The following is a 20,390-nucleotide window of genomic DNA, read 5'->3' on the forward strand; positions in this document are numbered from 1 at the left end:
CGTCGTCCATTCACCAGAGGGGTCTTCCTGAAAACCACTCTACCCGGAAACGCCGCGCCGGAAGGGCCTGCCGCCCCCTCCCGTTCACTCTTGCCCGCCTACTCCAGCCGCCTGTGCGTCAGGCACGGCAAATTCCGCCGGATGCGTGCCTGGAGCTCCGGGTCCACCGGCGCGATGGCCAGTCCCTCGCCCTCGGAGGCCCGCGCCGTCACCAGGCCCCACGGGTCCACCACCATCGCGTGGCCGTACGTCAGCCGCTGCGCGGAGTGCCGCCCGCCCTGGGCCGGCGCCAGCACGTACGCCTGGTTCTCGATGGCCCGGGCGCGCAGCAGCACCTCCCAGTGGTCCTTGCCGGTCATCATCGTGAAGGCCGCCGGCACCGCGAGCAGCGTCGCCCCGTCCTTCGACAGCCGCCGGTACAGCTCCGGGAAGCGCAGGTCGTAGCAGACGCTCATGCCCAGCCGGCCCACCACCGTGTCCGCCGCCACCACCTCCGTCCCCGGCGCCACCGCCGCGGACTCCTGGTAGGTGGCACCGTCCCCCACATCCACGTCGAACAGGTGCATCTTCCGGTAGACGGCCTGCCGGGCGCCGTCCGGGCCGAACAGGACGCTGGTGTTGTAGAGCCGGCCGCCGGGCGCTCCCTCCTCCAGGATGGAGCCGGCCAGCAGCGTCGTCTTCGTCCCCCGCGCCAGCTCCGCCATCCGGCTCAGGGTGGGGCCGTCCAGGCTTTCAGCGGCGGACGGACGCTCGGGCTCCGGTCCCATCCAGGAGAAGTTCTCCGGCAGTCCCACCAGGTGGGCACCCAGGGAGGCGGCCTGGCGCACGAGGCGCGTGGCCACGTCCAGGTTGTGGGCCTTGTCCGCGGTGGACACCATCTGTGCGGCGGCGATGAGGTGCATGGCGGCGTTATAACGCCACCGGCGTCACTCGGAACCCCTGGGAATCCTTCAATCCCGGGGGGCGTTTGACCCGGTGCCTCGGGGTGTGTCCTTCCTTTACACCCCGAGGGGGCGTGTGTTACGGACGCCCCGACATTTTTCGACGCATCACTTCGAAAAGTGGGCCGCCGTGCCCGCTTTTTGCGTTTTTGGAGACCGGTTTCCTGGCCATGGAGTCGAAGAACATCAAACAGACGGTGGAGGAGAAGGCAGCGGCGCTGCTGGACCCCATCGTGGCGAACGAAGGCCTGGAGCTCCTGGACGTGGAGTACGTCCGCGAGCGCGAGGGCTGGGTGTTGCGGCTGTTCATCGACAAGCCCGGTGGCCGGGTGGGACTGGACGAGTGCTCCCAGGTGTCGCGCGCCGTGGATCCGGTGCTCGACGTGGAGGACTTCATCCCCCAGGAGTACAGCCTGGAGGTCTCCAGCCCGGGAGTGAACCGGCCCTTGAAGAAGCCGGCGCACTTCGAACGGGTGAAGGGACAGAAGGTCAAGGTGAAGACCTTCGGCCCGCTGGGTGACCCGCCGCGGAAGAACTTCAGCGGCACGCTCACCGGAGTGGCGGCCGACGCCATCTCCGTGGACGTGGAAGGGGGCGGTGCCTTCATCATCCCCTTCAAGGACATCGCCAAGGCCCATCTGGAGTTCGAGTTCTAGAAGCCCACATACAGGGGACCCTGTTCGCGCCAGGGCCGCCCGTGGACCCATTTTCGGAGAAGACACAGCCATGCCCACGCCCGCCAACCCGGCAGTCAACCTCAACCTCGTCCTGGATCAGGTCGCCAAGGACAAGGGCATCGAACGGGCCGTGCTCATTGCCACCCTCGAGGACGCGATGAACACCGCGGCCAAGAAGCACTTTGGCCAGGACCGCAACCTGGAGGCCAAGTACGACCCGGAGAAGGGCGTCGTGGAGCTCTTCCAGGCCATCACCGTGGTCGCGGAGATCACCGACCCCGTCCAGGCGGTGAACCAGATCACCATGGACGAGGCCCACAAGAAGGGCATGGAAGTGGAGCCCGGTGACGAGCTCGTCTTCCAGATCTTCTACCGCGACGAGGACGCCGCGGAGGCCAAGGCCCAGGACGACCAGTACGGCGACATCCTCCGCCTGAAGACCTTCCGCCGCGGCTTCGGCCGCATCGCCGCGCAGACGGCCAAGCAGGTCATCCTGCAGCGCACCCGCGACGCCGAGCGCGAGAACGTCTTCAACGAGTACAAGGACCGCAAGAACGAGATCGTCACCGGCATCGCCCGCCGGTTCGAGCGCGGCAACATCGTGGTGGACCTGGGCCGCGCGGAAGCCGTGCTGCCCGTGCGTGAGCAGGTCCCGCGCGAGACTTACCGCCCGGGCGACCGCGTCCAGGCGTACGTGCTGGACGTGCTGCGTGAGTCCAAGGGGCCGCAGATCGTCCTGTCGCGCGCGTCCGTGAACCTGCTCACCAAGCTCTTCGAGATGGAGGTGCCGGAAATCGCCGAGGGCATCGTCGTCATCGAGGCGGCGGCCCGCGAGCCGGGTGGCCGCGCGAAGATCGCCGTGTCCAGCCGCGACTCGGACGTGGACCCGGTGGGCGCGTGCGTGGGCATGAAGGGCAGCCGCGTGCAGGCGGTGGTGCAGGAGCTGCGCGGGGAGAAGATCGACATCGTCCCTTACGATGAAGACCCGGCCCGCTTCGTGTGCTCCGCGCTGGCCCCCGCGGAGGTCAGCCGCGTCATCATCGACGAGGCCAACCACGCCATGGAGCTCATCGTCCCGGATGACCAGCTGTCGCTGGCCATCGGACGGCGCGGGCAGAATGTGCGCCTGGCCGCCCAGCTGACCGGTTGGAAGCTGGACATCAACAGCGAGAGCCGCGTGCGGGAGATGCGCGAGTTCGCCAGCCGCTCGCTGGGTGCCCTGCCGGGCGTCAACGAGATGCTGGTGGAGACGCTCTACGCGCACGGCTTCCGTCAGGCGCGCGACGTGGCGGACGCCAACGCGGAGATGCTGGCGCAGATCCCCGGCATCGACCCCACCCGCATCGCCGCGATGCAGGAAGAGGCCAAGAAGCGCATGGTGGAGGACCAGCAGGAGCTGTCGCGCATGGACTACGAGCGCGAGCAGGCCCGCCTGGCCGAGGCCCGCCGCCACCCGGACGAGCTGTCCCAGCCGGAGCGCATGGCGCGCGTGCGCGGCGTCGGTGAGAAGACCATCGAGCAGCTCATCCTCGCCGGCTACCGCACGGTGGAGGACATCGCGAACGAGAAGGACCTCACCCGCCTGGGCGACGTGCCGGGCGTGGGTATCAAGAAGGCCCGCCAGCTCAAGAGCGCGGCGGAGAATTATCTGGTGGAGGAAGCCAAGCTGCGCGCGGAGCTGAACGCGGAGCGGGGTGCGATGGCTTCGGCAGGCGGGTCGGAGGGCGTGGAAGCGGCCAAGGCACCGTAACGACAAGGGGTAGGCGGATGCGCCGCGCAACCAAACGGTCCGGGACACATCCCATTGAAACCACGGCGTCAGGTCCCGTCAGGACCTGCGTCGGGTGTGGTTCTCGCAAGGCACAGGCGGAACTCACCCGGTTCGTGGTAGGTCCCCAGGGCGGCGTGGTGGCGGACAGGCGGCGGAGGCTGCCAGGGCGGGGGGCGTACCTGTGCGGTGCCGGTTGTTTGACGGCAGCGCTCAAGCGTAAGGCGCTGGGCAGGGCCTTCCGGGGCAAGGCGGGGCAGGTCGACCCGTCAGCACTCGGACAGGCTTGGGAGTGAGGGCGGGTGGGTGGAGAGGTTGCGGGGAGAGGTGGCTGTTAGTCACCACTCGCACACAATTTCGGCTTTGGACTAGGGTGCTCGGCCTCGTCGTCGGCGGAGCAGAAGGCCAATCAAGGTATGTCGAAGAAGCGCGTTCACGAAATCGCCAAGGAGCTCAAGAGCCACGGGATTGAGCTCGACAACAAAGAGGTTGTGACCGAGCTCGCCGGGCTGGGTTACGACGTCAAGAGCCACTCGTCCTCCCTGGACGATGACCAGGCCACCGCCGCGGTCCAGAAGATCCTGGACAAGCGCAAGCCCAAGCAGGCAGCCCCGCCCGTCGCCGCCAAGGGCTTCGTGGTGCGCCGCAAGGTCGGTCCTCCCGCGGGCGCCTCCGCCCCGGAGAGCCAGGACGCCTACTCACAGGCGAACGAGCCCGCCTACGAGCCGGAGCCCGAGCCTCAGGTCGGGGCCCCCATGGAGCAGGAGCCGCAGCAGGCGCCTGTCGCCATGGAGCCGCCGCCCACCGCCGTGGAGCAGGCCCCCGTGGCCCGCACCCCGGAGGCCCCGGCCGTGACGGCCCCGCCTCCGGAGGCGACCGTCGCCTCCATCGCCGCTGCCCCGGAGGCGCCGTCCGCGCCCGAGGCTCCGGCCACCCCGCCTGTTGCCGCAACCGCCACCCCGCCCGTGACGCCGCCCTCCACCCCGCCTCCCGCGGCCGTGGTGGAGACGCCCCGGGCCGCCGAGCCGACCCCGGCCACGGCGACACCGCGCAGTCCTACGCAGGAGAGTCCCCGCTTGCCCAACCCCCCTACGCGCTCGCCGGTCCCGCCCACCGCACGGACGCCTTCTTCCACGTCGACGTCCGCGACGGTCATCTCCCGAGGTCCCGGCTACGTGCAGCGTCCGGGTTCCACGGGCGGGCGCCCTGGTGGGCCGCCGGGCAGCCGTCCGGGTGGTCCGGGTGGTCCCGGCAGCCGTCCGGGTGGGCCTGGCAGCCGTCCTGGCGCGCCCATGCAGGGCCGTCCGGGTGGGCCGCCCATGAACCGTCCTGGCGCGCCCATGCAGGCGCGTCCGGGCCAGACGGGGCCGGTGCGTCCGTCCTCGCCCCCCACGGCCGCTGGCGGCGCCACGCCGGTCCAGCCGACCGGCCCGACCATCATGGTCGGCGGCGTCCCGCACGCCCAGGTCGCGCCCACGCCGGGCGCCCAGGCGCGCCCCACGGCCACCCAGGCCGTGGTGATTTCGCGTCCGCTCATCCAGGTCCGCCGCGTCACGCCCACCACGACCCAGGCCAAGCAGTACCCCATGGCCCCGGGCCGCACGGCGCTCGGCACGGAGAAGCGCGAGTACAAGGTCGTCCCGGATCACCTGGGCCGCGGCCGCGAGCTGGTGGACGTCTCCAAGAACAAGGAGCGTGGCCAGCGCAAGCGCACGGGTCCTGAGACGACCAGCGTGTCCAAGCAGGAGCTGTCGGACATGGTCTGGGGCCGCATCCAGATCCCCGTCCGCGGCAAGAAGCGCAAGCCCACGAAGAAGGGCGCCAAGACGCAGATCACCCAGATGGCCGAGGAGAAGAAGGTCATCAAGCTCCAGGAGGGCATCAGCGTCTCCGACCTGGGGCAGCGCATGGGCATCCGCACCGCGGAGCTCATCAAGAAGCTGATGGGCATGCAGAAGATGGCCACGGCGAACCAGATCCTGGACGCCGACACCGCGGAGCTCATCGCCACCGACTACCACTGGAAGGTCGAGCGCGTCGGCTTCGAGGTGGAGGACTACCTGCCTGAGGTCGAGGCCAAGGCCGAGGACGAGCGTCCCCGTCCGCCGGTGGTCACCATCATGGGCCACGTCGACCACGGCAAGACGAGCCTCCTGGACGCCATCCGCCAGGCCAGCGTGGCCGCGGGCGAGGCGGGCGGCATCACCCAGCACATCGGCGCGTACAGCGTTTCCACCGCGCGCGGCGACGTCACGTTCCTGGACACCCCGGGTCACGAGGCCTTCACGTCCATGCGCGCCCGTGGCGCCAACGTGACGGACATCGTGGTGCTGGTGGTGGCCGCGGACGACGGCGTGATGCCCCAGACCATCGAGGCCATCAAGCACGCCAAGCAGGCGGAGGTGCCCATCGTCGTCGCCATCAACAAGATGGACGTCCCGGGCGCCAACCCCGACCGCGTGAAGAAGGACCTCGCGAGCCAGGAGCTGGTGCCGGAAGAGTGGGGCGGCGACACCATCATGGTGCCCGTCTCCGCGAAGACGAAGATGAACCTGGATCTCCTCCTGGAGAACCTGGCGCTGCAGGCGGAGGTCCTCGAGCTGACGGCGAACCCGTCGCGTCCGTCCGTGGGCGCCATCGTGGAAGCGAAGCTGGAGCGTGGCCGCGGTCCCGTGGCCACGGTGCTGGTGCAGGAGGGCACGCTCAAGCTGGGCGACGCCATCGTCACCGGCACGCACTACGGCCGCGTCCGCGCCATGAACAACAGCCGCGGCGAGGCGGTGAAGGAAGTGAAGCCGGGCTACTGCGCGGAGGTCGTCGGCCTGTCCGGCGTGCCCACCGCGGGTGACGCCATCAACGTCGTCTCCGACGAGAAGGCGGCCAAGCAGATCGCCGACCACCGCGGCATGAAGGAGCGGCAGGCGGAGCTCAGCAAGGTCAGCCGCGAGTCCCTGGACCAGCTCTTCGCCAAGACGAAGGCGGGCGGCGGGCCCAAGGAGCTGCGCGTCATCATCAAGGCGGACGTGCAGGGCTCCGCGGAGGCCGTGCGCCAGGCGGTCGAGAAGCTCACCACGCACAAGGTGCGGGTGGTCATCATCGACGCGGGCGTGGGCGCCATCACGGAGACCGACGTCATGCGCGCCGCCGCTTCCAAGGGCGTCGTGCTGGGCTTCAACGTGAAGCCGGAGTCGGGCTCCGAGGCCGCGGCCAAGGCGCAGCAGGTGACGCTGCAGAGCTACTCCATCATCTACGAGCTCATCGACGGGGTTCGCACGGAGATGGAGGGCCTCCTGGAGCCCATCCGCACCGAGCGCAAGCTGGGCCGTGCGGAGGTGCGCAACACCTTCAACGTGCCGAAGCTGGGCACCATCGCCGGCGCGGCCGTCCTGGACGGCGTGATGAAGCGCGGCTCGTTCGTGCGCCTCATGCGCGAGAACAAGCAGCTCTTCTCCGGGAAGATGGCGTCGCTGCGCCGCTTCAAGGACGACGTGAAGGAAGTCGCCCAGGGCTTCGAGTGCGGTATCGGCATCGAGAACTTCAACGACCTCAAGGCCGGCGACATCATCGAGGCCTACGAGATCGAGGAGACCCGGCAGAGCCTCTCGTAGTCCTGAGAGGCACACTCGACGGACCCCGGGGAAGGCCCCACCTTTCCCGGGGGATGGACGATGCGGCGGCGCCCGGGCGTGGATGACGCGCCCGGCGGCCGTTGGCCTGGGGGACCTCTATGTTCGTGGGAGTCGCACGCCTCACCCTCCAGATTCCGGAGAGCGCCTCGCTGAAGTCCAAGCGGCAGGTGCTCCGCCGGGTGACGGACCGGGTGAAGGCCCGCTTCAACGTGGCCGTCGCGGAGGTGGACGACCAGGACCTCTGGCAGAAGGCGTCGGTGGCCCTGGCCGTGGTGGGCAACGAGCGTCCGCACGTGGATGAGCAGTTGGAGAAGATCATCCACTTCATCGAAGAGATGTACGTCGCTCCGCTGATGGCCCGGGAGACGGAGATCCTGGCCTTCGGGGATACGCTCTATTCGGACAAGAGGCCCACGGGCTTCCGCGCCCCGGCGAAGGTGCCGGAACCGGAGGACGAGGACGCCCACCTGTCTCCCGAGGACGCTCACGCGCACTCGGAGGCGGCGATTGCCCGCTTCCTGCGCAACGACCGCTCGCTGGCGGAGGCGGAGGGGCTGGGGTCGTGGGAGCAGCGGCACGAGGGCGCGGGCCCCGGGCCCGGAACCTCCCGGCCCACGGGGGACGGTGGAACGCTGAATCTGGACGACGCGCGGGCCAAGGCCCGGGCGCTGCGAAACCCGCGAGACTGGGAGAAGAAATGACGACGCATGCACGACCCGAGCGCGTGGGGCAGGAAATCCAGGCGGCCATCGGCGCCCTGCTGACGCGGGGGGAATTGCGCGACCCGCGCATCGGCTTCATCACCATCACCGGCGTGAAGGTGTCGCCGGACCTGCGGGTGGCGAAGGTGTTCTATTCGATGCTGGGCACGGACCAGGAGAAGGCGGACACGCAGAAGGGCCTGGACGCGGCCAAGGGCTTCGTGCGCCGCGAGGTGACGTCCGCCGTCAACCTGCGCGTGTCGCCGGAAATCTTCTTCGCCTTCGACGCGTCCGTCGGCGAGGGCGATAAGATCGACCGGCTCCTGCGCGAGGTGCGCGGCAAGGAAGGCTGGTAGGCCCCGCTTCATGGACGGCGTTCTCGTCATCGACAAGCCCCTGGGCCCCACGTCCTTCGACGTGGTCCGTCAGGTGCGTGGCCTGCTGAAGGTGAAGAAGGCGGGCCACACGGGCACGCTGGACCCCATGGCCACCGGCGTGCTGCCGGTGTGCCTGGGCGAGGCCACCAAGGTCGCCGGCATCATCACGGAGGGCGACAAGGCCTACGACGCCGTGGTGCGGCTGGGCATCGAGACGGACACCCAGGACGCCCAGGGCAAGCCCACGGCCCAGGCCCCGGTGCCCCCGCTGACGGCCGCGCTCCTGGAGACGGTGCTCGCCCGGTTCCGGGGCACCTTCGATCAGGTGCCGCCCATGTACTCGGCGGTGAAGGTCGCCGGGAAGCGGCTCTACGAGCTGGCGCGCGCCGGGGAAGAGGTGGAGCGGGCGGCCCGCACCGTCACCGTGCATGAGCTGGTGCTGCGCGACTTCTCCGCGGACCGGCTGACCCTGTCCGTGCGCTGCACCAAGGGCTTCTACGTGCGCACGCTGGCGTACGACCTGGGCCGCGCCCTGGGCTGCGGGGCGCACCTGGAGGCCCTGCGGCGCACCATGAGCGGCCCCTTCACCCTGGCGCGCGCGCTGCCCCTGGGGGAGCTGGTGTCCCTGTCCCGCGAGGCGGTGGCCGGGCGGCTGGTGTCGCTGGCGGACGCGCTGACGGACCTGCCGGTGGTCCGGGTGAACGCGGAGGAGGCCCGGCGGGTGCTGCACGGCGTCCCCGTGGAGGTCGCCCCCGTGCCCGGCCGGGTGCGGGTGCTGGGCCCGGATGACGCGCTGCTCGCCATGGCGGAGGTCGTGGGCGGGCGGCTGCGCTACCACCGGGTGTTCAACTGAGTGGCCACCCGCACCCATGACATCACCGTGAGCGTGGCCCCGGGCCTTCGCGGCGCCTTCGACGGGCGGCGCGAGCTGTCCCTGGGCGTCCCCGCGGCGGCGGGCATTGGTGACGTGGTGGAGGCGCTCCTGCGCCTGTACCCCCGGACACGCCAGCTGTTGGCGGGGGACGGGGGCGAGGCGGGGGGACAGTACCTGCACGTGGCCATGGACGAGGCCTCGGCCCGGGAGCTCTCCCCGGGCGGCGGCGGAATGCCGGGCGGCTGCCGGTTGTACGTCTTCGCACTGTCCCGACCTCCGAAGGGCGGACGGACGGGCGGCGAAGGTTGACCCCCCAGGGGGTGAAGCTTATAAGCGGCCCGCTCGTTAGAAGGACCATGAGGCCGGGTCTGTACCCCTCCGCGGACCCAGGCGGCACGAGCAGTCACCCCGGAGCGGGATTCAGGAAGAAGCCCATGTCGTTGCATCAGGAACGCAAGAGCGAGCTGGTCACGAAGTTCCGCACCCACGAGTCCGACACCGGCTCGCCCGAGGTGCAGGTGGCGCTGCTGTCCGAGCGCATCAACATGCTCACCGAGCACTTCAAGACCCACAAGAAGGACCACCACTCCCGCCGCGGTCTGCTGAAGCTGGTCGGTCAGCGCCGCCGCATGCTGGACTACCTCAAGTCCAAGGACGTGGCCCGCTACAAGAAGCTCATCGAGGGCCTCGGCATCCGCAAGTAGTCCTCGAGAAGTCCCCGGGGCGCTGGCACACCACCAGCGCCCCGCGTATTTGGGCAGCACGCAGCACGGTTTCAAGAACAGCAGCGGACGTGGGTGAAGGAGTCGGGCGAGGGAGTTGGTGGAGGCGGGCTCTTTTGGTTTCCGTTCAGACCGGCCGACCCGGAGTCTTCGGGTGGGCGGGTGTGATCAGGGATCAAGAGGTCCGGTCCATCCCTCCGGCGCTCCGCAACGGAGCCCGTTTCCGCAGTACAGGCAGCGTTCGTCTGGCATGTGCCTGCTTCAGGCCCTGGCGACCGCTCAATCCCAGAGGGCCCCTTTACGGGCGGTCCCGGCCCCACGCACGTGGGCGGGCCGCGGCTGGCGAGGGCCCTCGCACGCGAAGCAGGCACGGAAGGCCACACGACATGTTGAAGAAGAGCGTCAAGATTGGTGAGAACGAGCTGAGCATCGAGACGGGCCGCCTGGCCAAGCAGGCCGACGGTTCCGTGGTGGTCCGCTACGGCGACACCATGCTGCTCGTCACCGCGGTGAGCGCGCGGGAGAAGAAGGACATCGACTTCCTGCCCCTCACGGTGGAGTACCAGGAGAAGCTGTACTCGGCGGGCCGCATCCCCGGCAGCTACTTCAAGCGCGAGGGCCGTCTGACGGAGAAGGAGACGCTGGCCTCCCGTCTGGTGGACCGCTCCTGCCGTCCGCTGTTCCCGGAAGGCTACGCCTACGAGACGCAGGTCATCGCGTCCGTCATCTCCGCGGATCCGGAGAACGAGGGTGACATCCACGGCATCACCGGCGCCTCCGCGGCGCTGTGGGTGTCGGACATCCCGTTCAACGGCCCCATCGCGGGCATCCGCGTGGGCCGCGTGGGCGGCCAGTTCGTGGCCAATCCCACCGCGAAGCAGCGTGAGCAGAGCGACCTGGACCTCGTCATGGCGGTGAGCCGCGAGGCCATCGTGATGGTGGAGGGTGGCGCGGAGGAGGTCAGCGAGGCGGACATGGTGGCGGCGCTGGAGTTCGGCCGTCAGAACGCCCAGCCCGCGCTGGACCTGCAGGACCAGCTGCGCACGGAGCTGAAGAAGCAGGTCCGCGCCTACGACAAGCCCGCCACCATCGACGAGGGCCTGCGCAACCAGGTCCGCGAGCTGGCGCTGGAGGGAGTGAAGGCCGGCTACGCCATCAAGGAGAAGGGCGCGCGCTACGAGGCGCTCTCCAAGACCAAGAAGGCGGCGATCGCGGCGCTCAAGGAGAAGATGGGCGCGGAGTTCACCCCGCTGGTGGAGAAGCACGCCAAGCAGGTCATCGAGGACCTGAAGTACGACCACATGCGTGAGCTCACCGTGAACGGTGGCCGCATCGGTGACCGTCCGCACAACGTGGTGCGCTCCATCACCAACGAGGTGGGCGTGCTGCCCCGCACGCACGGCAGCGCGGTGTTCACCCGCGGCGAGACGCAGGCGCTCGTGGTCGTCACGCTGGGCACCAGCGAGGACGAGCAGCGGCTGGAGCTGCTCAGCGGCCAGGCCTTCAAGCGCTTCATGCTGCACTACAACTTCCCGCCGTTCAGCGTGAACGAGACCAAGCCCCTGCGCGGCCCCGGCCGTCGCGAGGTCGGTCACGGCGCCCTGGCGGAGCGCGCGTTGCGCAACATGATTCCGGCCAGCGACTCGTTCCCGTACACGGTGCGTCTGGTGTCCGAGATTCTCGAGTCCAACGGCTCGTCCTCCATGGCGTCCGTGTGCGGTGGCACGCTGGCGCTGATGGACGCGGGCGTGCCCATCAAGGCGCCGGTGGCCGGCATCGCCATGGGCCTGGTGAAGGAGGGTGAGAAGATCGCCATCCTGTCCGACATCCTCGGTGACGAGGATCACCTGGGCGACATGGACTTCAAGGTCTGCGGCACGTCCAAGGGCATCACGTCCATCCAGATGGACATCAAGATCACCGGCCTGACCACGGAGATCATGAGCCGCGCGCTGGAGCAGGCGCGTCAGGGCCGCGAGCACATCCTGGCGGAGATGGCGAAGACGCTGAGCGCGCCGCGCAAGGAGATCAGCCAGTTCGCGCCGCGCATCACGACCATCCAGATCCGTCCGGAGTTCATCAAGAACGTCATCGGGCCGGGTGGCAAGGTGATCAAGGACATCATCGCCCGCACGGGCGCGGCCATCAACATCGAGGACACCGGCCGCGTGGACATCGCCAGCGCGAACGGCGAGGCGGTGAAGGCGGCCATCGCGATGATCCAGGCGCTCACGCGTGAGGCGGAGATCGGGAAGATCTACACGGGCACCGTCCGGAAGATCGCCGAGTTCGGCGCCTTCGTGGAGCTGTTCCCGGGCACCGACGGCCTCATCCACATCTCCGAGCTGTCCGACAAGCGCGTGAAGAGCGTGTCGGACGTGCTGAGCGAGGGCGACGAGGTGCTGGTGAAGGTCGTCAGCATCGACAAGACGGGCAAGATCCGCCTGTCGCGCAAGGAGGCCATGGCCGAGCGCGCCACCGCGCAGGGCACGCCCCCCGCGGCCCCCGCCCCGGCCGCCCCGACGCCGGACGCGAAGGCCTGAGTCCGGCCCCCGCGTAGCGGCCCTCCGTGAGGAAGGCCGCGACCGGAGAACGCCCCGTCTCCTCCCGCCTCCGGGCGCGAAGGGGCGGGGCGTTGTCGTTGCGGGGGAGGGGGCTCCCCGCCCGGCGGCGCATGGCTAAAACCTGTCCGACAGTCGGACAGGTTTGGCGAACCCGCGTCGGGTGCGAGGCCCGGGGCCTGGAGGCTCCGTCTCCTCACGCTCGGGAGGTGCTGGTGCCGCTGCCGAGGGGCGTGATGCCGCGCCACCGTGGTTTCGGGGGCAGCGCGCGAGTTTTCGTCCTGGCGGGGTGACGGCTTAAAACCCCGGGAAGGCCTCCCGCGTTCATGGGGGACCGTCCCGGAGGCGCTGCATGCCGGTCCACCCATCCAGCTCCTCGGAGCCTTCGAGCAGCTTCCTCACGGACGTGTCCCGGTTCCTGGGGGCGTTCCGCTGGGCGTTCATGCCGTTGGGCCTGCTCGCGCTGGTCGCGGTGGGCGTGCACGCGGCGGCGGACACGCTGGATGACCGGCTGCTCACCGCGGTGGACCGGTTGGACTCCGCGTTCGATGCGTGGGTGGGCCAGTTCCCCGCCTTCGCGTCGATGGTGGATTGGGTGTCGCTGGAGACGCGCACCCGGCTGGCTCGAGGCCTGGCCCTGGTCTGGGAGCTGGCGGCGGACCTGCTCCTGGCGCTGCCGGCGCTCGGCTATCGCGAGACCGACGCGGCCCGCCCCGTGGAGCCCTGGCGTCCGGTGACGGCGTCCGCTCCGGAGGCCTCCTCGTGGAAGGCGCTGCTTCGGCGCTGTCTGCGGCGGCCCACGCCGATGCGGTGGGTGCGGCCGCTGGCCACCGCGGGCGTGGTGCTCGCGGGCGCGTGCACGGTGGCGCGGCTCGTCCAGGGCACGGTGTACCTGTCGTGGCGGCCCTTGTTCGGCGACGTCGCCGCGGACTGGGCGGCCCGAGGGCTGGCGGTGGCGGCGCTGTGCGGAGTGAGCGTGTCGATGGGGTGGCGCGCGGTGCTGCGCAACCTCCAGCACGCGGACGCGGCGTGTGAAGCGGTGGGGGCGCGGCGGGCGTGGACTCGCGGGCTCGTGGGGTGCCTCGTGGTGGCGCCGCTGGGCTTCGCGGCGGCCTGGGACGCGGCACCGGTGCTGTCCTTCCTGCGCTGAGGCTCGTGACGCATGTTCGCTCGACGCGCCCGCGGACTCCTGGACTTCACCTTCGCGCTCCTGTGCGTGTGGTGCGCGTACCACCACACGCCCGCGGGGGCGCTCCTGCGGCGCGCGGGCGCCTGGGCCTTCCACACGCGCACCACGGCCCGGCCGCTGCTCGCGTACTACGACGGCGTGAGCGGGACGGCCGTGCCCGTGCCGGACTCGCTGCCCGCCGCGATGCTCACGCGGGTGCCCACGAGCGCGGAGGCGCTGGCGTGGGGGACGCACTCGGCGCTGAAGGCCCTGGATGCGAAGGCCCGTGAGCCGTCGCTCGCGCTGGCGCGTGAGCTGGGTATCGCTCCGGAGACGCTGGTGGATCCGGTGAAGGGACCGGCGGCGACGCGGCGGATGCTGGACGCGCTCGCGAAGGATTTCCCGTCGGAGGAGGCTCGGGTGACGGCGGTGTTCGCCGGGCGGGTGCCCGCGCGCTTCGCGCTGGAGCGGGTGGACGCGGAGGGTGGGGCGCTCAGCCTGGAGCGCCTGGCGAAGCAGCTGCCCCCGGGCTTCGAGGGCTCCTCCGTGGGCGCGGCGCAGGCGCTGGCGCTGTCCACCGCGTTGATGCTCGGGTGGCCGGTGTCGGAGAGCGCTCCGGTGACGAGCCCCTTCGGCATCCGCGTCCATCCCACGCTGCGCACGCGCCGGATGCACACGGGGGTGGACCTGGCGGTGCGTACAGGCACTTCGGTGACGGCGGTGGCCGCGGGCGTGGTGCGCCGCGCGAGCGAGGACTCCGTCAACGGCCGCGTGCTGGTGCTGGACCACGGGCGGGGCGTGACGACGGCGTACTGTCACAACTCGGAGCTGCTGGTGAAGGCGGGCACGCGGGTGGAGAAGGGACAGGCCATCGCGCTGTCGGGCAGCACCGGCCGGTCCACCGGGCCGCACCTGCACTACCAACTGGAGCTGGCCGCGCGGCCGGTGGACCCGTTCGGGTTCCGCACCGCGCTGCGCATGGCGGACGGCGCGACCGAGCTGTGAGGGCCCGGCTCATACGACCCGTGACGTTGGCGCCAGGAAGTAGAGGGGGGCCGGGGTGCGTGTTACGGCGGGAGGCATGGACCCCACGCTGACCGTCCCCGTGCGCCGGGTGCGCTCGCATCCGGACCCGCTGCCCCTGCCGCGCTACGAGACGGAGCTCGCCGCCGGGCTGGACCTTCGGGCCGACATCGACGAGGAGCGGGTGCTCCAACCCCTGGAGCGGATGGCGGTCCCCACGGGGCTGGCCTTCGCGCTCCCGCCGGGCTTCGAGGGCCAGGTGCGGCCCCGCTCGGGGCTGGCGTTCCGGCACGGGGTGACGTGCCTCAACTCCCCCGGGACGGTGGACGCCGACTACCGGGGGGAGGTCCAGGTGCTGCTCGTCAACCTGTCCAACACCCCTTTCACCCTGCGTCGGGGGGACCGGGTGGCCCAGCTGGTGGTGGCCCCCGTGACGGCCACGGCCCTGCGCGAGGTGGACGTGCTGGAGGTGACTTCCCGGGGAGCCGGAGGTTTCGGGTCCACGGGTCGCTAGGCCCGGCGCGCAACGTCGTTCCTCAACGGCTCCGGAGCGGGCAGAATGGAGCCCCCCGGCCGTCCGCCGGGGAGGCCGCCCCCCCGCGGCCCCGTTCTGGAGTTTCACTGCTTTGCTCTGCTACCGCTGCGGCAGCCATGTCCCCGATACGAGTGAAACCTGCGCCACGTGTGGCCAGAAGTTCGACGCGGCCGCGCGTCAGGCTGCGGGGGCGGCGCGAAAGCGAGGCGCGGAAGGTGCGCCGTACAAGCCGGGCGACGTCGTCGCGGACCGCTACGCCATCCAGGAAGTCGTAGGGGCGGGGCCGCTGGGCTTCGTCTTCCGCGCGCAGGACCAGGCCATCGACGTGGAGGTGGCGCTGAAGGTCATCCAGCCCCGGCTGGTGCAGCAGCCGGAGGAGCGCACGCAGTTCGCGCTGTCCATGCGGGTAGGCAAGAAGCTCAACCACCCCAACCTGGTGCGCGTGTACGAGGAGGGCGTGGACGGGGACCGGCCCTTCTTCACCATGCAGCTGCTGGAAGGGCTGTCGCTGCGCCGGATGATGGAGCAGCGCGCGGCGAAGGGGCAGCTGTTCTCGCTGAAGGAAGTGGAGCCGCTGCTGGCGCAGATGGCGGCGGCGCTGGACGGGGCGCACCGCTTCGGGCCGCACTCGGACGTGAAGCCGGAGAACGTCTTCGTCCTGCCGGACATGTTGAAGGTGTCGGACTACGGGCTGGGGCTCGCGGTGCCGCACCTGCCCTTCGTGCAGGCGCAGAAGGGGCACCGGGCGGCGGCGTACATCGCTCCCGAGTACGTGAATGGCGCGGAGCTGGACACGCGCATGGACGTCTACTCGCTGGGCGTGTTGATGGGGGAGCTGGTGACGGGGCTCCTGCCGGAGGACGGTGGCGTGCCCGAGGTGTCGGTGCGGCACCAGGACCTGCCGCCCGCGTTCGAGTCCCTCTACCGGCGCGCGCTCAACGTGAATCCGCTGGCCCGTCCGAAGTCGGGCGGTGAACTGCACGCGGAGTTCGCGGCGCTGGTGCAGCGGCACCCGGCCGCGGCGTCGAGGCAACGCGCGGTGCCCGCGTCAGGCGCACTGTCGCCGTCCGCGGTGGCCGCGCGCGCGGCGAACAAGCCGCTGCCGCCGGTGCCCACGGGCATGCTGCCGGTGGCGAGCGCGCCCACGCCGGCCGCGCCCCTCCCGGCGGTGGAGGACGATCCGCCCCCGGACGCGACGCAGCCGCTGGACGCGGCGACGCTGGCGGCCATCCTGGGTTCGAACGCGAAGGCGCTGGACTACATCACGGGGCCGGAAGCGCGCTCCGTGTCCGACGCGGCGACGATGCAGGAGATGCGCGCGGTCGCGCCGTCAGGCCGCAAGGGCGCGGAGGCGGCACAGGCCTCCGACGCGGCGGCGCAGCAGGAGGCCCGTGCGGCCTCGCGTCCGGTGGATGAACCGCGCGCGGCTCCGGCCAAGGCGGCCGAGCCGGTGATGCGCATCTTCGCGAAAGCGGAGGAGCCGTCGTTCCCAGCGGACCCTCGCGGCGCCCGCTCCGCGGAGGGCGCGGCCGAAGCGCGGTCCTCGGCCCGCGGAGGCGGTGAGTCCTCCGGTCGCGGTGAGGCCTCATCGGGCGACCTTCGCTCCAGTGGCCGTGGTGAAGCGTCTGGCGACGGGCGCTCCGGTCGCGGTGAAGCCTCATCGGGCGACCTTCGCTCCAACGGTCGTGGTGAAGCGTCCAGCGACGGGCGCTCCGCTCGCGCTGACGCCTCGTCCAGCGATGGGCGCTCGGGGCGCGGCGAGTCCTCCTCGGGCGACCTTCGCTCCAACGGCCGTGGCGAGGCTGCCTCTGGCGACGGGCGTTCCAACGGCCGTGGCGAAGCTGCATCGAGCGACGCTCGGTCCAACGGTCGCGGCGAAACGTCTAGTGAGGCTCGTTCCAACGGCCGCGGCGAAGCCGCCATGAGCGACGAACGCTCCGGTCGTGGTGAGGCCTCTTCGGGCGGCCGCCCGGGTCGCGGCGCCGAGGCATCCACCGACAGCCGGCCCAGCCATCGCAACGCGGATGCCTCCGCCACGGAGTCACGGTCCGGCCGGAGCTCCGACGACGATGAGCCCTCGGAGTCCCGTTCCTCCAGCCGCGGTGGCCGCAACCCGCGGGCCTCCGGCGCGGTGTCGTCGGTGAGCTCGCGCGGCGCGGATCCGTCGGGTCCCCGCGCCCCACGAGCCTCGGCGGCCCAGGGCGCGGTCCGCGCTTCTGGCGTTCACGGCGAGAACTCCACCGGCGGCCGCTCGCGCAAGGGCGAGCCCCCTCCGGAAGTGTCGGGTGTCCGCTCCTCGGCGCGCCGGCTGCCGCCCTCGACCTCCGGCCTGCACACGCTCCCCACGACGCGGGCCACGCAGGCGAAGCCGGCCCGCTCCGGCCCCAGCTCCATGGTGTGGATGATCATCCTCGCGGTGGCCGGCGTCGTGCTGGGCGCGGGCGGGGGTTACCTCTACCTGCGCCTGCGCCAGGCCCAGGCCGCGAAGAACAACCCCACGACCGCCGCGCCCGGGGCCGCCGCGGCGGGAGACGGCATCCTGGCCACGGGCTCCTGTCCCGCCGGCATGCGCCTGGTGAGCGGCGGCAGCTTCAAGAAGGGCTCGTCCCCGGAGGACCTGCAGTCCGCCGGCTCCACCGATGAGATGCCCATGGCCAGCGTCATGGTGGAGTCCTTCTGCGTCGACGAATACGAGTTTCCCAACCAGCTCGGCCGCAAGCCCCGCGTCAACGCGACGTGGCTCGACGCGAAGGCCGCCTGTGAAGAACTCGGCAAGCGGCTGTGCTCGGAGGAGGAGTGGGAGAAGGCCTGCAAGGGCCCTGGCAACGCGCGCTTCTCCTCCGGCGACGAGCAGGCCCGGTCGCCCTGCAACACCGGCACGCCAGAGGCGAACGCGGCGCGCACCCTGGCGAACTCCGGAGCCTTCCCGTCCTGCCACTCCGCCTACGGCGTGACGGACCTGTCCGGCAACGTCGCCGAGTGGACCTCCTCCAACGTCCCCGACTCCACGGAGATGCTCATCAAGGGCGGCTCCTTCGCCATGGCCGGAGACACCGCCCGGTGCTCCGCGCGCCGCCGGGGGGCTCCGTCGCTGAAGGCCACGGACGTGGGCTTCCGCTGCTGCCAGAACGCGCCGTGAGGACGACGCTCCCGAGGCTCGCGCTCCTCACGCTCCTCCTGCCCGTCGTCGCCCTCGCGCAGGCTGCATCGCGCGCGCCCGCACGGCCCCGCGTGGTAGCCGTGAAATCCTCGAGCCTGGCGCCGTACGCCTCCTTCCTCGCCGGCTTCACGTCCGAGGCCCGCGCGGACGTCACCGAGCTGACCCTGGAAGAAAGCCCCACGGAGGCCGCGCGCGTCTTCAAGTCGCTGGCCGCGCAGAAGCCCGCGCTGGTGCTCGCCCTGGGGCCGCTGGCCGCCAACGCCGCGCGCCGCTCCCTCGGCGAGGACATCCCCGTGCTCTTCGCCATGGTGCCGTACCACGAGAAGTACGGCCTGGAGGCGTCCAACGTCACCGGCATCGCGCTCACCAGCGACTTCGGACCGGAGCTGGCCGCGCTCAAGGCCGTGGCTCCCGGCGCGAAGCGCGTGGGCATCCTGCATGACCCGCGCTCCTCGGCGGGCGCGGTGGCGCAGGCCCGCTCCGCTGGCACCGCCCTGGGGCTCACCATCGTCCCGCTGGCCGTGGAAGCGCAGGAGCGCGTGGGCGAGGTGCTGGAGGGCGCGGCGGGGAAGGTGGACGGCCTCTTGATGGTTGCGGACAAGACCGTGGGCAACGCCTCCGTCGTCCAGGCGCTCATCGCCTTCAGTGCCTCCCACAAGGTGCCGCTGGTGGCGCTCACGGCCAGCCAGGTGAAGGAGGGCGCGACGCTGGCCCTCGCTCCGGCCCCGGTGGGGCTCGGTCAGCAGGCAGGGAGGCTGGCGAATCGCATCATCCTCGAGAAGGTCGACCCCGGCGCGCTGGCGGTGGCGCGGCCCGAAGGCCTGGACCTCTCGTTCAACCTCACCGCCGCGAAGAAGTCAGGTCCGTCCTGTGACGTCGCGCTGGAAGTGCTCCGGTTCGCGGCGCGCCGGGACTTTGCCGTGAAGGTCTACGAGTGATTCCACGCTACAGCCGTCCCGAAATGGCCTCCCTCTGGTCCGACGTCGCCCGCTACCGCCGCTGGCGCGACGTGGAGCTCGCCGCGCTGGAGGGCATGGTCGCGCAAGGCCTCGCCCCCAAGGAGGCGCTGGCGGACTGCCTCGCCCGCGCCGGTGACTTCACCGAGGCGGACGCCGCGCGCATCGAGGAGATCGAGCGCACCACCAAGCACGACGTCATCGCCTTCCTCACCTTCGTGGAGGAGCGCGTGGGCCCCAGCGCCCGCTGGCTGCACCTGGGCATGACGTCCTCGGACGTGCTGGACACGTCGCTGGGGCTCACCCTGCGCGACTCCCTGGACCTGCTCCTCAAGGGCATGGACCGCGTGATGGCCGCGGTGGAGAAGCGCGCCTTCGAGCACAAGCACACGCTGCAGATGGGCCGAAGCCACGGCATCCACGCGGAGCCCATCACCTTCGGGCACAAGCTGGCCATCTGGTACGACGAGCTGCGCCGGGGCCGCACGCGCCTCGAGCACGCGCGCGACACCATCGCCGTGGGGAAGATCTCCGGCGCGGTGGGCACGTTCGCGCACCTGCCGCCGTCGGTGGAGGAGCACGTCTGCCAGAAGCTGGGCCTCAAGCCCGCGCCCGCCTCCAGCCAGGTGGTGCAGCGCGACCGGCACGCGGAGTTCTTCACCGCCATCGCCCTGGTGGGCGCGAGCCTGGAGAAGTTCGCCGTGGAGATCCGCCACCTCCAGCGCACGGAGGTGCGCGAGGCGGAGGAGCCCTTCACGCCGGGACAGAAGGGCAGCAGCGCCATGCCGCACAAGCGCAACCCCATCCTGTCGGAGAACCTCACGGGCCTCGCGCGCCTCTTGCGCGGCTACGCGGTGAGCGCCATGGAGGACGTGGCGCTGTGGCACGAGCGGGACATCTCGCACTCGTCGGTGGAGCGCGTGATTGGTCCGGACGCCACCATCCTGCTGGACTTCATGCTCCACCGCTTCGCGGGCCTGGTGGAGAACATGCGCGTCTACCCGGAGCAGATGAAGAAGAACCTGGACCTGCTGGGCGGCGTGGTGAACTCGCAGCGCCTGTTGCTGGAGCTCGCGCGCAAGGGCATGGACCGGCAGGCCGCGTACGTCGTCGTCCAGCGCAACGCGATGAGGATGTTCGAGGAGGGCGTGGACTTCCGGCAGGCCCTGCTCAACGACGCGGACCTGCTCAAGATGATGACGCCCGAGGAGGTCTCCGACTGCTTCTCCCCGGGCTACCACACGCGTCAGATGGACGCGGTGTTCCAGCGCGTCTTCGGCCGCGCGAGCTGAAGCGCG

At 70.9% G+C, this 20,390-nt stretch carries 17 protein-coding genes; 16 read left to right on the forward strand and 1 reads right to left on the reverse strand.

Annotation, left to right across the window (positions count from 1 at the left end):
- Window positions 1–98: 98 nt before the first annotated feature.
- Entirely contained in the window at window positions 99–902 is an 804-nt protein-coding gene (locus tag JYJ93_RS13195) for a carbon-nitrogen hydrolase family protein (protein ID WP_206790603.1), read from the reverse strand.
- Window positions 903–1,111: 209 nt separating this feature from the next.
- Here JYJ93_RS13195 and rimP point away from each other — a divergent pair, with 209 nt between their 5' ends.
- The 16 genes from rimP (at window position 1,112) to purB (ending at window position 20,384) form a co-directional block, all read left to right on the forward strand.
- Window positions 1,112–1,597, forward strand: coding sequence for a ribosome maturation factor RimP (rimP, locus tag JYJ93_RS13200; RefSeq protein WP_120620823.1), 486 nt, complete (start codon window positions 1,112–1,114; stop codon window positions 1,595–1,597).
- A gap of 70 nt (window positions 1,598–1,667) precedes the next feature.
- Complete coding sequence (nusA, locus tag JYJ93_RS13205) at window positions 1,668–3,368, forward strand: transcription termination factor NusA (RefSeq protein ID WP_206790605.1); 1,701 nt, start codon at window positions 1,668–1,670, stop codon at window positions 3,366–3,368.
- A 17-nt stretch (window positions 3,369–3,385) separates the two neighbouring features.
- The gene (locus JYJ93_RS13210; RefSeq protein WP_206790607.1) at window positions 3,386–3,682 is read left to right on the forward strand and encodes a YlxR family RNase P modulator; all 297 of its coding nucleotides are present in this window, start codon (window positions 3,386–3,388) and stop codon (window positions 3,680–3,682) included.
- 120 nt (window positions 3,683–3,802) lie between these two features.
- Entirely contained in the window at window positions 3,803–6,994 is a 3,192-nt protein-coding gene (gene infB, locus JYJ93_RS13215; RefSeq protein ID WP_206790610.1) for a translation initiation factor IF-2, read from the forward strand.
- Between the two features lie 119 nt (window positions 6,995–7,113).
- Window positions 7,114–7,716: a DUF503 domain-containing protein gene (locus JYJ93_RS13220; protein WP_206790612.1), complete on the forward strand. Its 603-nt coding sequence runs from the start codon at window positions 7,114–7,116 to the stop codon at window positions 7,714–7,716.
- The gene (gene rbfA, locus JYJ93_RS13225) at window positions 7,713–8,072 is read left to right on the forward strand and encodes a 30S ribosome-binding factor RbfA (protein ID WP_014398810.1); all 360 of its coding nucleotides are present in this window, start codon (window positions 7,713–7,715) and stop codon (window positions 8,070–8,072) included. Before JYJ93_RS13220 ends, rbfA begins: the two co-directional genes overlap by 4 nt.
- Window positions 8,073–8,082: 10 nt before the next feature.
- Window positions 8,083–8,946 carry a tRNA pseudouridine(55) synthase TruB gene (gene truB, locus JYJ93_RS13230; RefSeq protein ID WP_206790614.1) on the forward strand — a complete coding sequence of 288 codons (864 nt, stop codon included), beginning with the start codon at window positions 8,083–8,085 and terminating at the stop codon, window positions 8,944–8,946.
- A complete protein-coding gene (locus JYJ93_RS13235) occupies window positions 8,947–9,276 on the forward strand; it encodes a hypothetical protein (RefSeq protein ID WP_206790616.1) in 330 nt (109 codons plus the stop codon). It begins immediately after the preceding gene.
- 125 nt (window positions 9,277–9,401) lie between these two features.
- Window positions 9,402–9,671 (forward strand): 30S ribosomal protein S15, encoded by a 270-nt coding sequence (rpsO, locus tag JYJ93_RS13240; RefSeq protein ID WP_014398807.1) that lies wholly within the window; start codon window positions 9,402–9,404, stop codon window positions 9,669–9,671.
- Window positions 9,672–10,075: 404 nt separating this feature from the next.
- Window positions 10,076–12,232 carry a polyribonucleotide nucleotidyltransferase gene (gene pnp / locus JYJ93_RS13245; protein WP_206790632.1) on the forward strand — a complete coding sequence of 719 codons (2,157 nt, stop codon included), beginning with the start codon at window positions 10,076–10,078 and terminating at the stop codon, window positions 12,230–12,232.
- Between the two features lie 370 nt (window positions 12,233–12,602).
- The gene (locus tag JYJ93_RS13250) at window positions 12,603–13,400 is read left to right on the forward strand and encodes a hypothetical protein (RefSeq protein WP_206790634.1); all 798 of its coding nucleotides are present in this window, start codon (window positions 12,603–12,605) and stop codon (window positions 13,398–13,400) included.
- Between the two features lie 12 nt (window positions 13,401–13,412).
- Window positions 13,413–14,423 (forward strand): M23 family metallopeptidase, encoded by a 1,011-nt coding sequence (locus JYJ93_RS13255; protein ID WP_206790636.1) that lies wholly within the window; start codon window positions 13,413–13,415, stop codon window positions 14,421–14,423.
- 76 nt (window positions 14,424–14,499) lie between these two features.
- Entirely contained in the window at window positions 14,500–14,955 is a 456-nt protein-coding gene (gene dut / locus JYJ93_RS13260) for a dUTP diphosphatase (protein WP_206790638.1), read from the forward strand.
- Between the two features lie 112 nt (window positions 14,956–15,067).
- Window positions 15,068–18,115, forward strand: a complete 3,048-nt coding sequence (locus JYJ93_RS13265; RefSeq protein WP_206790647.1) for an SUMF1/EgtB/PvdO family nonheme iron enzyme — start codon at window positions 15,068–15,070, stop codon at window positions 18,113–18,115.
- Complete coding sequence (locus tag JYJ93_RS13270) at window positions 18,112–19,074, forward strand: ABC transporter substrate binding protein (RefSeq protein ID WP_206790655.1); 963 nt, start codon at window positions 18,112–18,114, stop codon at window positions 19,072–19,074. The genes JYJ93_RS13265 and JYJ93_RS13270 overlap by 4 nt, the downstream gene beginning before the upstream one ends.
- Window positions 19,071–20,384, forward strand: a complete 1,314-nt coding sequence (gene purB / locus JYJ93_RS13275; RefSeq protein WP_206790657.1) for an adenylosuccinate lyase — start codon at window positions 19,071–19,073, stop codon at window positions 20,382–20,384. Before JYJ93_RS13270 ends, purB begins: the two co-directional genes overlap by 4 nt.
- The last annotated feature ends 6 nt before the right edge of the window (window positions 20,385–20,390 follow it).

The sequence above is a fragment of the Corallococcus sp. NCSPR001 genome (assembly GCF_017309135.1).
Classification (GTDB): domain Bacteria; phylum Myxococcota; class Myxococcia; order Myxococcales; family Myxococcaceae; genus Corallococcus.

Coding starts and splice junctions, on each gene's coding strand:
- JYJ93_RS13195 (WP_206790603.1), bottom strand. CDS start 902: ATGCACCTCATCGCCGCCGCACAGATGGTGTCCACCGCGGACAAGGCC.
- rimP (WP_120620823.1), top strand. CDS start 1,112: ATGGAGTCGAAGAACATCAAACAGACGGTGGAGGAGAAGGCAGCGGCG.
- nusA (WP_206790605.1), top strand. CDS start 1,668: ATGCCCACGCCCGCCAACCCGGCAGTCAACCTCAACCTCGTCCTGGAT.
- JYJ93_RS13210 (WP_206790607.1), top strand. CDS start 3,386: ATGCGCCGCGCAACCAAACGGTCCGGGACACATCCCATTGAAACCACG.
- infB (WP_206790610.1), top strand. CDS start 3,803: ATGTCGAAGAAGCGCGTTCACGAAATCGCCAAGGAGCTCAAGAGCCAC.
- JYJ93_RS13220 (WP_206790612.1), top strand. CDS start 7,114: ATGTTCGTGGGAGTCGCACGCCTCACCCTCCAGATTCCGGAGAGCGCC.
- rbfA (WP_014398810.1), top strand. CDS start 7,713: ATGACGACGCATGCACGACCCGAGCGCGTGGGGCAGGAAATCCAGGCG.
- truB (WP_206790614.1), top strand. CDS start 8,083: ATGGACGGCGTTCTCGTCATCGACAAGCCCCTGGGCCCCACGTCCTTC.
- rpsO (WP_014398807.1), top strand. CDS start 9,402: ATGTCGTTGCATCAGGAACGCAAGAGCGAGCTGGTCACGAAGTTCCGC.
- pnp (WP_206790632.1), top strand. CDS start 10,076: ATGTTGAAGAAGAGCGTCAAGATTGGTGAGAACGAGCTGAGCATCGAG.
- JYJ93_RS13250 (WP_206790634.1), top strand. CDS start 12,603: ATGCCGGTCCACCCATCCAGCTCCTCGGAGCCTTCGAGCAGCTTCCTC.
- JYJ93_RS13255 (WP_206790636.1), top strand. CDS start 13,413: ATGTTCGCTCGACGCGCCCGCGGACTCCTGGACTTCACCTTCGCGCTC.
- dut (WP_206790638.1), top strand. CDS start 14,500: ATGGACCCCACGCTGACCGTCCCCGTGCGCCGGGTGCGCTCGCATCCG.